The sequence below is a fragment of the Paenibacillus residui genome (assembly GCF_042677205.1).
Classification (GTDB): domain Bacteria; phylum Bacillota; class Bacilli; order Paenibacillales; family NBRC-103111; genus Paenibacillus_L; species Paenibacillus_L residui.
On record NZ_JBHTIU010000048.1, the window covers coordinates 54,096 to 70,506 of the forward strand.

At 50.5% G+C, this 16,411-nt stretch carries 14 protein-coding genes; 11 read left to right on the top strand and 3 right to left on the bottom strand.

Annotation, left to right across the window (positions count from 1 at the left end):
* Positions 1–183 precede the first annotated feature (183 nt).
* The 7 genes from argC (at position 184) to argH (ending at position 8,608) form a co-directional block, all read left to right on the top strand.
* Entirely contained in the window at positions 184–1,233 is a 1,050-nt protein-coding gene (gene argC, locus ACFQ03_RS15180; RefSeq protein ID WP_379289192.1) for an N-acetyl-gamma-glutamyl-phosphate reductase, read from the top strand.
* 22 nt (positions 1,234–1,255) lie between these two features.
* Complete coding sequence (gene argJ, locus ACFQ03_RS15185) at positions 1,256–2,482, top strand: bifunctional glutamate N-acetyltransferase/amino-acid acetyltransferase ArgJ (protein ID WP_379289194.1); 1,227 nt, start codon at positions 1,256–1,258, stop codon at positions 2,480–2,482.
* Between the two features lie 196 nt (positions 2,483–2,678).
* Positions 2,679–3,476: an acetylglutamate kinase gene (argB, locus tag ACFQ03_RS15190; protein ID WP_144934247.1), complete on the top strand. Its 798-nt coding sequence runs from the start codon at positions 2,679–2,681 to the stop codon at positions 3,474–3,476.
* A gap of 84 nt (positions 3,477–3,560) precedes the next feature.
* Complete coding sequence (locus ACFQ03_RS15195) at positions 3,561–4,757, top strand: acetylornithine transaminase (RefSeq protein WP_379289197.1); 1,197 nt, start codon at positions 3,561–3,563, stop codon at positions 4,755–4,757.
* Between the two features lie 117 nt (positions 4,758–4,874).
* A complete protein-coding gene (gene argF / locus ACFQ03_RS15200) occupies positions 4,875–5,831 on the top strand; it encodes an ornithine carbamoyltransferase (RefSeq protein ID WP_144934243.1) in 957 nt (318 codons plus the stop codon).
* 74 nt (positions 5,832–5,905) lie between these two features.
* The gene (locus tag ACFQ03_RS15205; protein WP_144934241.1) at positions 5,906–7,144 is read left to right on the top strand and encodes an argininosuccinate synthase; all 1,239 of its coding nucleotides are present in this window, start codon (positions 5,906–5,908) and stop codon (positions 7,142–7,144) included.
* Positions 7,145–7,198: 54 nt separating this feature from the next.
* The gene (gene argH, locus ACFQ03_RS15210; protein ID WP_144934239.1) at positions 7,199–8,608 is read left to right on the top strand and encodes an argininosuccinate lyase; all 1,410 of its coding nucleotides are present in this window, start codon (positions 7,199–7,201) and stop codon (positions 8,606–8,608) included.
* An 86-nt stretch (positions 8,609–8,694) separates the two neighbouring features.
* On the opposite strand, the gene ACFQ03_RS15215 is transcribed toward argH, so the two are convergent.
* From ACFQ03_RS15215 to ACFQ03_RS15225, 3 genes are all read right to left on the bottom strand, one after another.
* A complete protein-coding gene (locus tag ACFQ03_RS15215; RefSeq protein WP_379289200.1) occupies positions 8,695–9,633 on the bottom strand; it encodes a DUF4097 family beta strand repeat-containing protein in 939 nt (312 codons plus the stop codon).
* 3 nt (positions 9,634–9,636) lie between these two features.
* Positions 9,637–10,173: an HAAS signaling domain-containing protein gene (locus tag ACFQ03_RS15220; RefSeq protein WP_186328264.1), complete on the bottom strand. Its 537-nt coding sequence runs from the start codon at positions 10,171–10,173 to the stop codon at positions 9,637–9,639.
* Positions 10,174–10,322: 149 nt separating this feature from the next.
* Positions 10,323–11,741, bottom strand: coding sequence for a VanW family protein (locus tag ACFQ03_RS15225; RefSeq protein WP_144934233.1), 1,419 nt, complete (start codon positions 11,739–11,741; stop codon positions 10,323–10,325).
* A gap of 226 nt (positions 11,742–11,967) precedes the next feature.
* On the opposite strand from ACFQ03_RS15225, the gene ftsE reads away from it, so the two are divergent.
* The 4 genes from ftsE to ACFQ03_RS15245 all read left to right on the top strand — a co-directional run bounded on the left by ftsE (position 11,968) and on the right by ACFQ03_RS15245 (position 16,314).
* Positions 11,968–12,654 carry a cell division ATP-binding protein FtsE gene (ftsE, locus tag ACFQ03_RS15230; protein ID WP_144934231.1) on the top strand — a complete coding sequence of 229 codons (687 nt, stop codon included), beginning with the start codon at positions 11,968–11,970 and terminating at the stop codon, positions 12,652–12,654.
* Positions 12,644–13,561 carry a permease-like cell division protein FtsX gene (gene ftsX / locus ACFQ03_RS15235; protein ID WP_379289203.1) on the top strand — a complete coding sequence of 306 codons (918 nt, stop codon included), beginning with the start codon at positions 12,644–12,646 and terminating at the stop codon, positions 13,559–13,561. Before ftsE ends, ftsX begins: the two co-directional genes overlap by 11 nt.
* A 12-nt stretch (positions 13,562–13,573) precedes the next feature.
* Positions 13,574–14,788 carry a murein hydrolase activator EnvC family protein gene (locus tag ACFQ03_RS15240; RefSeq protein ID WP_144934227.1) on the top strand — a complete coding sequence of 405 codons (1,215 nt, stop codon included), beginning with the start codon at positions 13,574–13,576 and terminating at the stop codon, positions 14,786–14,788.
* Between the two features lie 86 nt (positions 14,789–14,874).
* Entirely contained in the window at positions 14,875–16,314 is a 1,440-nt protein-coding gene (locus ACFQ03_RS15245) for a S41 family peptidase (RefSeq protein WP_379289206.1), read from the top strand.
* Positions 16,315–16,411: the final 97 nt, after the last annotated feature.

Sequence of the window (16,411 nt, forward strand, 5' to 3'; positions counted from 1 at the left end):
TAAAATAGCTGATTGAATTTTTATACCACAGGACGTATAATGATACATAAGTTTTTTTATTCAAATATAAGAAAGTATAAGTTTCACCTTATACTTGTTCTTATAATTTCATCGGTAAACGCGATTGTCCAAAGGACGGCAGTAGCCGTTTATCCTTGGTTGCATGGAGGAGGGGCTTAGATTATGAATTCATCGATAAGAGCGGCCATTATTGGTTCCACCGGATATGGCGGGGTGGAGCTGATTCGTTTTTTGTTAAGGCATCCCAATGTGGAGATTACATCGGTTATATCTTCATCGAGTGTGGGAAAACCGCTGTCTGACGGGTTTCCCCATTTAAGAGAAATTATAGTAGATCATTTGGATGCCGTTGATATTCCTTTAATCAAGCAGAAGGCGGATGTTGTGTTCGCGGCGACACCGCACGGAGTAAGTGCCGAGCTTGTTCCCCAGCTGCTGGATGCAGGGTTGAAGGTTATTGACCTGTCCGGGGATTTCCGTTTGAAGTCGCCGGCTGTGTATGAAAAATATTATAAGCGCAAAGCGGCGGATGAGGTCTACTTGGCGAAGGCGGTTTACGGTCTGGCCGAAGTGTTCGGTGAACAATGCCGCGATGCCGATTTTATTTCGAACCCGGGCTGCTACCCGACGGCCACCCTGTTGGGTCTGATCCCGGCCGTGAATGCCGGCTGGATTGATCCTTCGACGATTATAGTTGACGCTAAATCGGGTGTATCCGGTGCAGGCAGGGGGTTAAGCCAATCGTTCCATTATTCGGAAATGAACGAGAATTTCCTGGCCTACAAGGTGAACCGGCACCAGCATACGCCTGAGATTGAGCAGGTGTTAAGCCAGATTGCCGGCAAGGAAGTGCTGACGACATTCACTACCCACCTGGTTCCAATGACTAGAGGGATTCTCAGCACGATGTATGCCCAGTTGACGGATTCCAAAAGCGATGAGGAGTTCATCGACTTGTATCGCGAATATTATAAAGGCCGGCCGTTTGTCCGAATTCGTCCATCCGGCCAATGGCCCGCAACTAAAGAGGTATGGGGCTCCAATTATTGCGATATCGGATTTTCCGTAGACGAGCGTACGGGCCGGGTGACGATCGTTTCTGTCATTGACAACCTGGTTAAGGGCGCTGCCGGGCAAGCGATTCAAAATTTGAATCTGATGATGGGTTGGGATGAGACTACCGGTTTGGAATTTACTCCGGTCTACCCGTAATGATGAGGAAAGGTGAACCAGAATGAATGATCATGAGCAATTTACTGTCGTGCCCGACGGCGGCCTGACGACGCCCGCGGGTTTTCGGGCAGGCGGCCTTCATTGCGGGCTGAAGAAGGTGGAACGCTACGACTTGGGTGCGGTCGTTTGCGAGGTACCGGCGGCTGCGGCCGCGGTTTACACGCTTAACGCTTTTCAGGCGGCACCGCTTAAGGTAACCCGGGAGAGCCTGGCTGCCGGAGGCAAGCTGCAGGCTGTCGTTGTCAACAGCGGTAACGCTAACGCATGCACGGGCAAGCAAGGAGAAGAGGATGCCCGAACTATGCGTGCGGCCGCGGCCCAAGCGTTCGGCGTGGAGGAGCATCTTGTCGGGGTCGCCTCCACCGGCGTTATCGGCGAGCTGCTGCCGATGGATAAATTGGGTGCGGGCATCGCCCGACTTCCGGAGCGGGTAAAGCTTGACGGCAGCGACGATTTCTGCCAGGCCATTCTGACGACCGATCTGGTTCAGAAGATGATCTGCGTCAAGGTTACAGTGGATGGACGTCCGGTTTATATCGCCGGAGCGGCTAAAGGTTCGGGGATGATACATCCGAACATGGCCACGATGCTCGGGTTTATTACGACCGATGCGAATATCGATGCGGATCCATTGCAGAAGCTGCTCAGCGGGGTGACGGATTCTACGTTCAACATGATTACGGTGGACGGGGATACGAGCACGAACGACATGGTCGTGGCCATGGCAAGCGGATTGTCCGGCAGTGCAAAGCTGGCGCCGGGCCATCCGGACTGGGAAGCCTTCGCGGCAGGCTTCCGGCATGTGAGCGAATATTTGGCGAAGGCAATTGCCCGGGACGGAGAAGGAGCGACCAAGCTGGTCGAGGTGCAGGTGAACGGAGCGGCCTCGATAGAGGCGGCGCGGGCTATCGCCAAGACCATCGTGGGATCGAGCCTCGTCAAGTCTGCCTGTTTCGGGGCCGATGCGAACTGGGGACGGATTATTGCAGCCGCCGGCCGAGCCGGTCAGCCGATCAACACGGAGACGGTCGATATACGCATTGGCGACATATCGGTGCTTGAGCAATCGCGACCCGTGAAATTCGATGAGGAGCGGGCTGCCGAGTATTTAAAGGGCGATCTGGTAGGGATCCATGTCGATCTTCATATGGGAACACATCAGGCTACGGCCTGGGGCTGTGATTTAACCTATGATTACGTGCGGATTAATGCGGCTTATCGGACTTAATAAGGCATTTATTAACTTTAATAGATATATAGGCAAGAAAGCAGTCTGGACGCCAATATTCAATGAAGTCAAGAACGTGAGGGATAGGTGTCCACTGCTCCTGCAAGGGTCGTTTTCATCCTGAAGGATGAAGGATTCAGAATAACGCTACGACATAACTTGTGTTGATAGCAGCGTGAGGAAAGCAGGTGGAGTTATGAGTTACCATTGTTTTGTTATTAAATGCGGAGGCAGCACTCTGGCGGCTCTTCCGTCTTCTTTCTTTGACGACATGAGGAAGCTGCAGCAGGAAGGAGCTATCCCGGTCATCGTACACGGCGGCGGACCGGCTATTTCCAGCACACTTGAGCAATTGGGCATTGAATCCGTGTTCGTTAACGGTCTGCGCAAAACAAGCGAAGAGGTGCTGGATGTCGTTGAGATGGTGCTTGCCGGACGGATTAATAAAGAAATTGTACGTAAAATCCAAGAATCGGGGGCTAAAGCCCTTGGTTTGTCCGGAGTCGATGGCCAACTGATTCAAGCCAAACCGGTGGATAACACGGAAGAGGTCGGCTGGGTCGGGGACGTTACGGCCGTCAATGCTGAATTGATCCAGGGGATTGTCTCCATGGGGTATATTCCGGTCATTGCTCCGATAGGAATCGGCGAGGACGGAAGCCAGCGGTTTAATATTAATGCGGATACGGCTGCAGGGGCGGTCGCTTCCCGAGTCGGAGTGGAGCGTATGATCGTTGTTACCGACGTGCCGGGGGTTATGAAAACCGTTGACGGAGAAAAGAAGGTTCTGCCATCTGTAACCGTGCAGGAAATCGATCAAATGATCGAGAGCGGGGAAATCTACGGCGGAATGATTCCGAAGGTTCGGGCGGCTGTGCAGTGCATACAGGGGCAGGTACGGGAAGTCGTCATTGTCGACGGCACGGTGCCGGAAGTGCTGAGCAAAGTCATACAAGGCGAAGCCATCGGGACGAGGATTGTTAAGGAAGCATGATCGTTATTTAACTAAAAATGGGAAATCCAGACTAAGTTCTGGATGAACATAATATATGCATTTTTAGACGGGAGGGAACAAACGATGGGGGAAGCAAGCAATAAGAGCTCTTTATTTCCAACCTATGCCCGGTATCCGATAACCTTGGTTAAGGGAGAGGGCAGCCGGCTTTGGGATGATACGGGCAAATGTTATTTGGATTTGATGAGCGGTTTAGCCGTCACCAGCCTGGGGCATTCTCCCGCCCAAGTGAAGAAGAAGCTTGTAGCGCAGTTGGATGACTTATGGCATGTCAGTAATTTATTTCATATTCCTAATCAGGAGAAGCTTGCTAAGCTGCTGACAGATGTAAGCTGTGCGGATGCCGTCTTCTTCTGCAACAGCGGAGCGGAAGCTAATGAAGCGGCGATCAAGCTGGCGCGCAGATATCATCAGAAGGTGCTCGGAACCGGACGGTACGAGATCATCACCTTCAGACAGTCCTTTCATGGCCGGACCTTGGCTACATTGACCGCAACCGGTCAGGAGAAAGTGCAGGAGGGGTTCCAGCCTCTTCCTCAAGGCTTTGTTTATGCACCGTTTAACGATGCATCTGCGCTATCCGGTTACATTACCGACAAGACGTGTGCTATCATGCTGGAGATGGTTCAGGCTGAGGGCGGGGTACGGATAGCGGAGCCCGAATTTGTTCAAGAAGTGGCCAGATTGTGCAAGGAGCACAACCTGCTGCTCATCGTTGATGAGATCCAAACCGGAATGGGCCGCACAGGGAAATGGTTCGCCCATGAGCATTACGGAATTGAACCGGATATCTTTACCTTAGCGAAGGCTCTGGGCAGCGGCTTCCCAATAGGGGCCATGCTCGGCAAGGAGAAGCTGAAGGAGGCCTTCGGCGCAGGAAGCCATGGATCTACCTTCGGAGGAACGCCTATAGCTACGGCCGCAGGGATAGCTACCGTAGAGACGCTTCTGGAAGGCAAGCTGTCCGAGCGGGCAGCGGAAATGGGACAATACGCCATGAACCGGCTGAGGGAAGAGTTGAACGGTCATCCTTTGGTTAAGGAAGTCCGCGGTCTCGGGCTGTTGATCGGTATCGAATGTCACGAGCCGGTAGCCGACATCTTGGCGAAGATTCATGAGCAAGGGGTACTGGTAGTATCGGCGGGCCCCAATGTTATTCGTCTGCTTCCGAGCCTGCTGGTTACGAAGGAAGAGCTCGATGAAGGCATTGCCGTCATCAGCAAGGTGATGGCCGGCTATTCGCTCGCCGTTAAAGAGTGAGAAACGATTACTAAATAATTATTTGTGCTTTGAGGCGCTGTCAATAGATCGGCATGAACATTTCCTTTTGAACTGCCGAAACTATTTTGAAGGAATCAACTTGAAAGGAGCGATGACATGACAAATTTAACATCATCCGAAAATGGGCTGAATTTGAAGGGAAGAGACTTTCTCGGGTTAGCCGATTACACCACAGAAGAAATCCAATACTTGATCGACTTGGCCGTAGAGCTGAAACGGAAAAATAAAGAGGGAGAAGTTTATCAGCCGCTCAAAGGAAAAACTTTGGGCATGATCTTCGAAAAATCCTCGACCCGTACGCGGGTATCGTTCGAGGTGGGGATGTACCAGCTTGGCGGGCACGCACTATTCCTGAGCCGCAATGATTTGCAGATCGGCCGCGGGGAAACAATCTGGGACACGGCTCAGACCCTGTCCCGTTATCTGGACGGCATTATGTTCCGCACGTTTGCACACCGGACTGTTATTGAGTTGGCTAGAGGGGCTACCATCCCGGTTATTAACGGTTTGTCCGATCTGTCCCATCCTTGCCAGGCGCTGGCTGACTACCAGACCATCTTCGAGAAGAAGGGCAAGCTTCAGGGGCTTAAGCTGGCTTATATCGGCGATGGCAACAATATGGCCCACTCTCTGATGGTGGGAGGCTGTAAACTGGGACTGGACGTCTCTGTGGCTTCTCCGGAAGGCTATGGACCCGATCGCGAAATGGTTGATGTCTCCAGGGAAATCGCTGCGCAAACCGGCTCCAAGCTGGAAATTGTGACCGATCCGAAAGAAGCGGTAGCGGATGCGGACATCATATATACAGATGTATGGGCGAGCATGGGGCAAGAAGAGGAGCAGGCTCAACGAGTCGCCGCTTTCAGCCAATATCAGGTTAATGAGGAACTGGTTAAGTACGCGAAGCCGGATTACCTATTCATGCATTGCCTGCCGGCTCATCGTGGCGAAGAGGTTAGTGAAGGCATCATAGACGGAAATCATTCCATCGTATTCGATCAGGCGGAAAACCGGCTGCATGCGCAGAAGGCAATTATGGCCGCCATTATGTAGCTCACGGACCCATGTGCTTAAGGCAGCAAAGCTTAGGCACCATGCGAACAAGTATAGAGAAGGGTGAAATAGTCATGGCAAAAGATAAAATTGTTCTCGCCTATTCCGGCGGATTGGATACTTCTGTAATTCTGGCATGGTTGAAGGAAACCTATGATGCGGAGATTATCGCGTTCACGGCGGATATCGGACAGAAGGACGAGTTGGACGGACTGGAGGAAAAAGCACTGCGGACCGGGGCATCGAAAGTGTATATCGATGATTTGCGCGACGAGTTTGCCCGTGACTTTATCTTCCCGATGTTTCAGGCAGGTGCTTTGTACGAAGGTCAGTATTTGCTGGGCACCAGCATCGCACGCCCCCTTATCGCTAAGCGGATGGTGGAGATCGCCAGAGCGGAAGGAGCGACGGCTATCGCTCATGGTGCTACGGGCAAGGGGAATGACCAGGTCCGCTTCGAGCTGGCAGCCGCGGCGTTGGCTCCTGAAATTTCCGTGATCGCTCCGTGGCGTCTTGAGTCGTTCCGTGAGCAATTCCCGGGACGCGCCGAAATGATCGCGTATGCGGAGAAGCACGGCATTCCGGTGCAGGCGACGGCTTCCAAGCCTTATTCAACGGATCGCAATTTGCTTCATATCAGCTTTGAGAGCGGCATGCTGGAAGACCCTTGGTTTGACGCAAGCGCCGATTCTTGCAAAGATATGTACGTATTAAGCGTATCTCCGGAGGACGCTCCCGACACCCCGGAATACCTGGAGCTGGAGTTTGAACAGGGGAACTGCGTCGCTCTGAACGGGAAGAAAATGACTCCGCTTGAAGTTATGGATACCTTGAACGAGCTCGGCGGCAAGCATGGAATTGGCCGCGTCGATATGGTCGAGAACCGGTTCGTCGGCATGAAAAGCCGCGGCGTTTACGAGACCCCGGGCGGAACGATCTTATTCCATGCCCACCGCAAAATGGAGTCTCTGACAATGGACCGGGACGTTATGCATCTGCGTGATTCCTTGATTTCCAAGTACAGCACTTTGGTCTATAACGGATTCTGGTTTGCTCCGGAGCGGCTTGCGCTTCAGGCATTGGTGACGGAAAGCCAGAAGAATGTAACGGGTACCGTGCGCATCAAGCTGTATAAAGGCAACGTCATTGCCGCTGGAGTGAAGAGCCCGGTGAGCCTGTACAATCCGGATATTGCAACGATGGAGGCGGATCCGACCCAAGCCTACAATCAGTCGGATGCCACCGGATTTATTCACCTGAACGCACTGCGTTTGAAGGTAGGTTCGGGTGTCGAGCAGAGCAAGCAGAAATAGGAAAACAGCGGGCCGCCTGGTGCGGCTCGCTTGTTGATGGAAAGGGGAAGTACAGTGTCAAAATTATGGGGTGGCCGGTTCACCAAAAAAACGGATCAGCTCGTCGAAGAGTATACCGCTTCGATTCTATTTGATAAAGAGCTTGCGGAAGAAGACATTCAAGGCAGCCTTGCCCATATTGCCATGCTGGCCAAGTGCGGCATCGTTCCGGAGGCCGATGCCGAGCGGATCAAGGAAGGACTGCTCAAGGTTCAGGAGCGGATTCAGCGCGGTGAGATGGAATTTTCGGTGAGTGACGAAGATATCCATATGAACATTGAGAAGGCCTTGATCGAGGAAATCGGTCCTGTAGGAGGCAAGCTGCATACAGGCCGCAGCCGGAACGATCAGGTAGCTACGGATATGCATCTGTACCTGCGCAGAAGAGTAGTGGAATTTGTCGGCATGCTGCATAAGCTTCAATTAGCCTTATTGGAACAGGCCAAGGCCAACCTGGACACAATCATTCCGGGCTATACCCATTTGCAAAGGGCCCAGCCGATCCTGTTCGCCCATCATCTGATGGCTTATGTGTCCATGTTTCAACGGGATATCGAACGGCTTCAGGACAGCTACAAACGGATTAATGTTCTCCCGCTCGGGGCAGGAGCATTAGCCGGTACGACTTTCCCGATCGACCGCCATTTCGTGGCCGAACAGCTTGGCTTTGACCGCGTATATGAAAACAGCCTGGATGCGGTCAGCGACCGGGATTTCATTATCGAATTTCTGTCCAATGCTTCTATGATAATGATGCACTTGTCCCGTCTGTGCGAGGAGATGGTGATGTGGTCCAGCACCGAGTTTGCCTTTATCGAGCTGGATGATGCCTTCTGCACCGGCAGCAGCATCATGCCGCAGAAGAAGAATCCGGACGTGGCCGAATTGGTAAGGGGCAAGACCGGACGGGTCTACGGCAATCTTGTCGGCTTGCTGACGGTCCTCAAGGCGCTTCCGTTAGCCTATAACAAGGACATGCAGGAAGATAAGGAAGGAATGTTCGATACCGTCAAGACGCTGCAGGGGGCCTTGCAATTATTCGCCCCTATGGTTTCGACCATGAAGGTAAACCGGGACCGAATGAGACAAGCAGTCAATCAGGATTTCTCCAATGCGACCGATATTGCCGATTACCTGGTGAATAAAGGGATTCCATTCCGTCAAGCCCATGAAATTATCGGGAAGACAGTGCTTTACTGCATTCAGAACAAAAAATATTTGCTTGACCTGACTTTGGACGAGTTCAAGCAGTTTTCCGAGCTGTTCGACGACAATATTTATCAGGTGCTGCAGCCGGAACAGGTGGTCAATGCCCGCAACGTCTACGGAGGAACAGCCTCCGAGCAAGTAGCGCAAGCGATTGGCCGGGCGGAGGAAGCCGTCGGGAAGACGGAAGAATGGGTTCAGACCCATCTGGATAAATAGCAAGCAACCATTCATAAACAAGCCCCCCTGCTGTGAACAGCAAGGGGGCTTGTTAGGTAAGTATTCGAACGGCGCGCAAGATTCCATTACTTGGATAGAACGCTTATACTGCCGATCTCCGTATTTATTTTCACGGATGGACCATTATTCCCGTAGGATCCTTTCCAGTAGGTGCGGCGGCGTTCTTCCTCTGTCATCCCAGGGAGGTTGGTATGGATACTGCCCATACTGGTTGTAAGCTCCATCGTCATAGGTGCCACTTCGCTGACGATTAACTCGACCTTGCCAATTTCGTTTTTGATGTTCAACGGATGGAGAATGGAGGACTGTTCAACGGAGATACTTCCTATATCGCTGCTAACGTTAATCTCCGCATCAATTTCCTTTAACTGAATGCTGCCTATATTGGTATTAACCTCCAACTTCTTTCCAACATAATCATTCAGGTGAACGGAGCCTGCATCGCTTCGGATATGAAGCTTATCAGCTTTCATTCCTCCCAAAGCAATACTCCCCATATCGGACTGCAGTCTGACTTCGGAGAAAACTTTATCAGGCAGCGCTACCTCCACGGTCATCGTCAGAGACTGATTATTATTGTTCTGAAGCAAATCCTGAATCCGATCGAGGCCAAACCCTGTCTGTTCGGGATGGAGGACCTCTACACTTAAATGATCACCCCGCTGCTCAGCTTTGATTTCAGGCTTATATTTATCGGAAGACTGGCTGGTCAAACGGACAGTAATCGTATCGGACGGGCTGGTAACAAACTGAAGCTTGGCCAAATCGGTCCTTAGGGAAAAGCGGGAAATGTCAGACGAATCGAACGTCTGCTCCTCCTCGGAGCTCTCGGACGTTAACGGTTTCCAGCCATCAGCCGAATCCCGGGTCTGGCCAAATTCCGTACTAATGGCATGGGTGCTTGCTCCCCGCTTCCAGACATAGGTAGCGGCAAAGCCGATGGAACCAATCAGGAAGCATGCAAATGAAAAGAGGGCGAGAAAGGCGATTGCTTTACGTTTCAAGACTTATTCCCCCTTTATCAGATTAACGTTAATTTGGATATATTTCCGTACGGCAATGAAGTACCACTTGACGGAATACCATGACGCGATGCCCGTAAGCATGCCCAGACCGAACACGGCCATAGTTAAGAACAGCTTGTGAATAAAAAGAATATCCCCATAGGGGAACCACCAAATGAACAGCGGCAGAGCCAGCAGGACGAACGTCATGATGCAGAAGGCTAACAGTAATGCGCTAATGGCCAGAAACGGCGGCAGAACAATAATCAGATTAAATAATCCGAGAGCTACGCTGGCTATCAACGGCCGAATCCCTTGGTGCGAGCTATCGATAGCTGGATGCGGATAAACAGCTAGATGGTCATGGGGGGGATGATCCGAAGCGAATCCCAGATAAGCGGTTACCTCGCGTTCATCCTTGCCATTCTCGGCGGCCGTCCGAAACAGGTCTTCATACACTTGCAGAATTTGTCGCCGTTCCTGTTCCGGCAAGCCCTTCAGCTTATATTCAAGGTCTCGGAAGAAATCTTCCTTGGACATCGGTTGCTCACCTCTTTGTTCCATTTCACTAAACTTAGATTACTAGAAGAAGATAGCGCTGCCAAGTCACCGAAGTCATATGACTTGTCATAAATAAAAGACCCTGGTCCAATGTAATTGGACCAGGGCCAGCTTTGCCTTCCTGGATATCAGCGTCCCCTTACCCCGTCTTCTACCATGGGTGCCGGCTGGGAAGGGTTCTCGGCTTTGGCGTCATGAGGAGTAGCGATGAGAGTTGGCTGGGCGGCATAGGTGTCTTTGGAAATGAGTTGGGAATCCGTCCGTTGCCCATTTTCAATCTTATGCCGATAAGTTTCGACAATATAGCCGGGCTTGCCTTTTTGAATCTGCTGCTCTCTGGTCAGGCCGGGATTATACACGTATTTCACCGAAGGCTCCACTTCTTTCACTATAACCGATTCTACATCGTAAGTAATATGACTTGGAGTATGACCGAACAATTTGATGGTCAGCCGGTTTTCGATCAAGGTTGTCTTAATCAGCAAATGACGGCCGGTATTGTTGCGGAACTTGAAATTAATATATCCGTCCGCATAAGTGGCGTCCTGACCCAATTCGACATAGCTGACGGGAAGGGTATGATTCCTTCTTTCCACAATTTCCAGGCCGCCACGCAGAGCGGCATTATACAACGTGCTGGACACCTGGCAAATCCCGCCGCCGATTCCGGTTACAAGCTGCCCGTTCACAATAACGGGGGCTTCCTTAAAGCCGAATTCCGTTTCAGCCCTATGGACGATTTGGCCGTAGTCGAAGACCTCCTGCGGACCCAGCAGCATGTTATCCATTATGCGGGCGGCGGATTGAATATTGTGCATTCGGCCTTCCTCATTAGTCATGAATACTGTGGTAAATTCACTAAACTTGCGGTCAATGCCTTGGGCATTCAGATCTGCAGCCGTCACTTGCGGGTTCTCGGCAAGCAGGGGCAGATGGATGGAAGCCTGGGCGATCTCGCCGTTTAGGCCATTCCACTCTTTATCAAACCATTCCATAATTCTGCGCTTAAGCTCCTGTTCATCTATACGGTATGCCGTTTGCTCGGGTATGATTTCAATCCGGTCATCTTCCGTAATCATTCTTCGGGCATCCTGGGGAGTTTGGCTGTACATATCCGACCATACAGATTTCAACATATTGTGCATTGCATTGTCATTAAAAAATAAGGTAAGCTTTAAGGATGACCCGGAAAGTCTCCAGCGGTTCCCTACTTGTTCGAAACGGTTTCCAGAGCGAAGCTGCTGCAGGACAGTGAAGAAGGGATCCATATCGATTCTGATTCCAAGCTGCTCCATAGTTAACGTATTCGGAGGGGCCTCCGGGCGGTCCGATGTCAAAGCGATCTTGGTTTGGGAGAACTCCCGGGCCGCTTGTTCCAGCTTGGCGACGGTTGAATAATAGGGGGCTCCGGCAATGGACCAGCCGTGCAGACTCATTCCCCTGGGAAATCGGTTCTGAGAGGCATAGCCTATAAGCGCCAAAAAAATTAAAAGTAGAGCCGATAATGCCGAAACAATGATTAATAGGCTCCTCCTTGACCATGGCATGAGAATGACCTCCTTAGATGATGCAACAACCTTTCTTCAATTGTATGAAGAGAATGGACGAGATATTTCGCCTCCTTCTTCATTCGGCGTTATTCGTCACATGTCGGGATAAACTGTTAATTTGGTGAAAATAACGGGGATTTGTTACGTTTTTGATACCAATCTAAAGGAATTTAAAGATTTATGTCGAAGTTTAAGAAGGTTACTACAAACAGGATGTGATAGCATGATTGAAATGCAGGACGTCTGGAAGACTTATCCGGACGGGACACATGCGATAAGGGGCATAAATCTTAAGGTTAATGCTAATGAATTTGTTTATGTTGTAGGCCCCTCCGGAGCGGGGAAATCTACTTTTATGAAAATGATATATAGGGAAGAGCGGCCTACCAAAGGTCAAATTTTTGTTAACGGCTTTAATCTGGAGAAGCTGAAGCCGCGTAAGATTCCTTATGTCCGGCGCAATATCGGAGTGATTTTCCAGGACTTCCGGCTTCTGCCCAAGTTAACGGTCTATGAGAATATTGCCTTTGCCATGGAAGCTATTGAAGCTCCCAAGAAGTTAATCAAGAAAAGAACGATGGAAGTATTGGAACTGGTCAAGCTGAAGGACAAAGCGGCCTCTTTCCCGACGCAGCTGTCCGGCGGGGAGCAGCAGAGAATTGCTATAGCCCGGGCGATTGTCAACAATCCGGCTGTCATTATAGCGGACGAGCCTACGGGAAATCTGGATCCTGAGACCTCATGGGGAATTATGAACTTGCTGGAGGAAATCAATTACCGGGGAACGACGATCATCATGGCTACGCATAACAAAGAAATTGTTAATACCATCCGAAAGAGAGTAATTGCTATCGAACACGGCCAGATTGCCCGCGACCAAGCGAGAGGAGATTACGGCTATGACGATTAGTACACTTGGCCGGCACTTCAGAGAGGGTGGCAAGAACATTATCCGCAATGGGTGGATGACGTTCGCTTCGATCAGTTCGATATCTATATCGCTATTTATACTAGGGTTGTTCCTGATTTTATCATTGAATGTCAATTATTTGACGGAACAAATAGAGAAGCAGGTGGAAATCAAGGTCTTCCTGGAGCTGGAAACGCCGCAGGAGGAAATAGAAGCGATTGAAGCCGGCATTACCGGCATGCCCGAAGTAGAGAAGAACACTTTTGTTTCCAAAGAAGAAGGTTTAGAGATTCTGCGGGAAAAGATGGGGGAATCCGGTGAAGCCTATCTGGAAGGGCTGGATGGCGAGAACAATCCATTGAATGATTCCTTCACGGTAGAAGTCAAGGAACCGAGCCAGGTAGGAATGGTGGCTCAGAAGATTGAAGCCTTGAATACAGGGAAGGACCCGGCTCCGATCGTCAGCGTTAATTATGGTAAGGGGACCGTCGATACTCTGTTTAAAGTAACCTCCATTATTCGCAACGTTGGGTTGGTGTTGGTCGTTTGCCTAGCGTTGACGGCGATGTTCCTGATATCCAATACGATCAAGCTGACCATCATGGCCCGTAACCGGGAAATTAAGATCATGAAGCTTGTAGGAGCTACCAACAGTTTTATCAATTGGCCTTTCTTCATAGAGGGGGCGCTGCTTGGATTGATAGGATCGATCATTCCGATCGGTATCCTGTCCTACGGATACTTTGAACTTCTAAAGTCGACCCAGGCCGATATCAGCGTTTTTATGGTGCATTTTAAACCGCTTCTGGAAGTCATATATCCGGTCGGCATTTTATTGCTTTCCATCGGATTAGTTATCGGAATATGGGGCAGCACGATTTCGGTTCGCAAGTATTTAAAAGTGTAGGAGGTATTTCTTTTGAAAAAGTTGTCGTTGTCTCTCACCGCCGTAGTCGTGGCCTTATGCCTGGTAGTGCAGCCCTATACAGGATTTGCCGGTCCTTTGGACGATATTAACCGCAAGCTGGAGAATTTGCAGAAGCAGGAGCAGGAAGCGGCCAAGAAACGGAAGGAAGCCGAAGAGCTTAAGGCTTCCCTACAGGAGCAAAAAAGAGTAGAAATCATTACCCTGCAAGAGATTCAGGAAGAGATTGAGCGGCAGGTAGCCAAGCTGAACGAGCTGAATGAGCAGGTTAATGTGGTAACGGCTACGCTTCATGAAACGACCCAACAGCTAGTAGATGCGGAGGAACGGGTAGAAGAAAGGGACAAGCAGTTGAAATCGAGAGTTCGGGCCATGTATATGAACGGTACGGTGTCCTATCTTGATGTTATACTTAGCGCGACCAGTTTCTCGGATTTTATCGAAAGATTTAATACGTTGAAGCTGATATCCGGTAATGACAAGCGGTTACTGGAAGCTAACAAAAAGGACCGCGACCTGATCGCGGAGAAAAAGATAGAGGTCGAAATTCAGCTGCAGGAAGCCGAGAGATTGTATGCTGAAGCGGAGGATGTGCGTCAGCAGCTGCTGGCACGCGAGAAGCAGAAGGAAGTGGCCATTGCCAGTCTGTCCGCCCAAGAGGCAGAAGCTGAGGGCATCAGTGAGGAGCAGGAACAGAGTCTGGTCGCTCTGGCCAAGGAGAAAGCCCAACTGTACAATGAAAAAAATAAATTGATTCAGCAGCAAAAGGCTAAAGAAGCGAAGATGAAGACATCCAATGTAAGCCGAGCTGGCGGGCAGCTGGCCTGGCCGGTTCCGGACAGCGGGATCATTACCTCCGAATTCGGTTATCGGATAGATCCCATTGCCAAGAAGAGAAAGCTGCATGCGGGCATGGATATCGCCGCCCCTAACGGAACTACAATTGTGGCTGCGGACGATGGAGTGGTCTTGATCGCTTCCTGGGTAAGAGGATATGGCAATACGGTTGTGATCGACCACGGCGGTGGAATGTGGACCTGGTATGGCCACATCCGGCAGAATGGAATCAAAGTTAGCGAGGGAGACTCGGTTACAAGAGGACAGAAGATTGCTGAAGTAGGATCAACGGGAGATTCCACCGGCAACCATCTTCATTTCGAGGTCAGAATTGACGAGAAGCCCGTTAACCCAAGGCCGTATGTGGAGTAGAAAATTAATAGCTTGTCTATTATAAACCGCACGTGCTTGTCATATACTAGCAGGTAAGTCAGGGTAGCAAAGGTGGTGCAAGGTTTATGGTTTTTAAAGGCCGTACGGTTTTGGCATTTATTGTGCTGGCTATGTTCGCCAGCAGCATTCTTACTTTAACGATAGTGAGTCCTTCCTTTGCAACCGTCGAAGCTCCGCAAGGAGAAGTAACCCGCAAGGATCTGGACAAGGTCACGAAAGCTTATGAGATTATTCGTCAGAGGTACTTGGAACAAGTCGATCATGATAAGATCATCGACGGTGCCATTCAAGGCATGCTTGCCTCCCTGGAGGATCCGTTCTCTACGTATATGACGACCAAGGAAGCCAAGGATTTCGAGGAGCATATCAGTTCGTCCTTTCAAGGCATCGGGGCAGAGGTATCGTTGGATAACGGCAGAGTGACGATCGTCTCGCCTATTAAAGGCTCTCCCGCAGAGAAATCCGGCTTGCGGGCCAAGGACGTCATATTAAGTGTAGACGGAGAATTGCTGGATGGGCTGACTTTGAATGAAGCCGTAGCCAAGATCCGCGGGCCCAAAGGAACCGAAGCAAAATTATCCGTCTTGCGGAGCGGTACCTCGGAACCGGTGGAGATTGTCATCGTTCGCGACGACATCCCCATAGAGACGGTCTACGCAGAGATGCTGGAGGATTCCATAGGCAAGATCGAGATTACTCAATTCTCTTTCCAGACAAGTAAAAGATTTGAGGAGGAATTGAGCAAGCTGGAAGCCCAAGGAATGAAAGGCCTGATTATCGATGTACGGAATGATCCCGGAGGTCTGTTGGATCAGGTGATTCATATCGTTCAGCCGTTTATCGAGAAGGGCAAGCCTATTGTCCAAATCGAAGACCGCAATGGGAAGCGGCAGCCGACGCTCTCCAAGAATCCTAACCCGGCCAAAGCGTATCCGGTCGCGGTTCTTATAAACCAAGGAAGTGCGAGCGCCTCGGAAATTCTGGCCGGTGCTTTGAAGGAATCGGCCGGCAGCCAATTAATCGGCGAGAAGACCTATGGCAAGGGAACGGTACAGGTCACTTTCGAGAAGGAAATGGGGGACGGCAGCAATATCAAATTGACAACCTCCAAATGGCTGACTCCGGACGGGAACTGGATTAACAAGACCGGAATCGAGCCGGATATGAAGGTTGAGCAGCCGGAAATCTTTACAGTCAGACCTTTCAGTAAACAGGTGACGCTAACCTATGACATGGCTAATGAGGATGTAAAAGTACTGCAGACGATGCTTCCTGCCCTAGGCTATTCCGTCAGCCGTAACGACGGATATTTCGATCAGCAGACGGTGGATGCCGTCAAAGCCTTCCAGACGGATAACAGCCTGACGGTCAACGGGGAAGTGGACGAACAGATGATGGGCCTGTTAGAAAGTAAAGTGATAGAGGCGATTCGCGATCCGAACAACGATAATCAGCTGAAGGCCGCTGTTCAATACTTGCGGGAAAAGCTGGCTAACGGTAATTAAAGGTTGCAGCATCGCTGCAGTGCTCTTTTACTGAATACATGCTGAAGACTTATTAACTACCTTTTAGAGAAGCGGCAGGAAATTGAATAGAAACGTA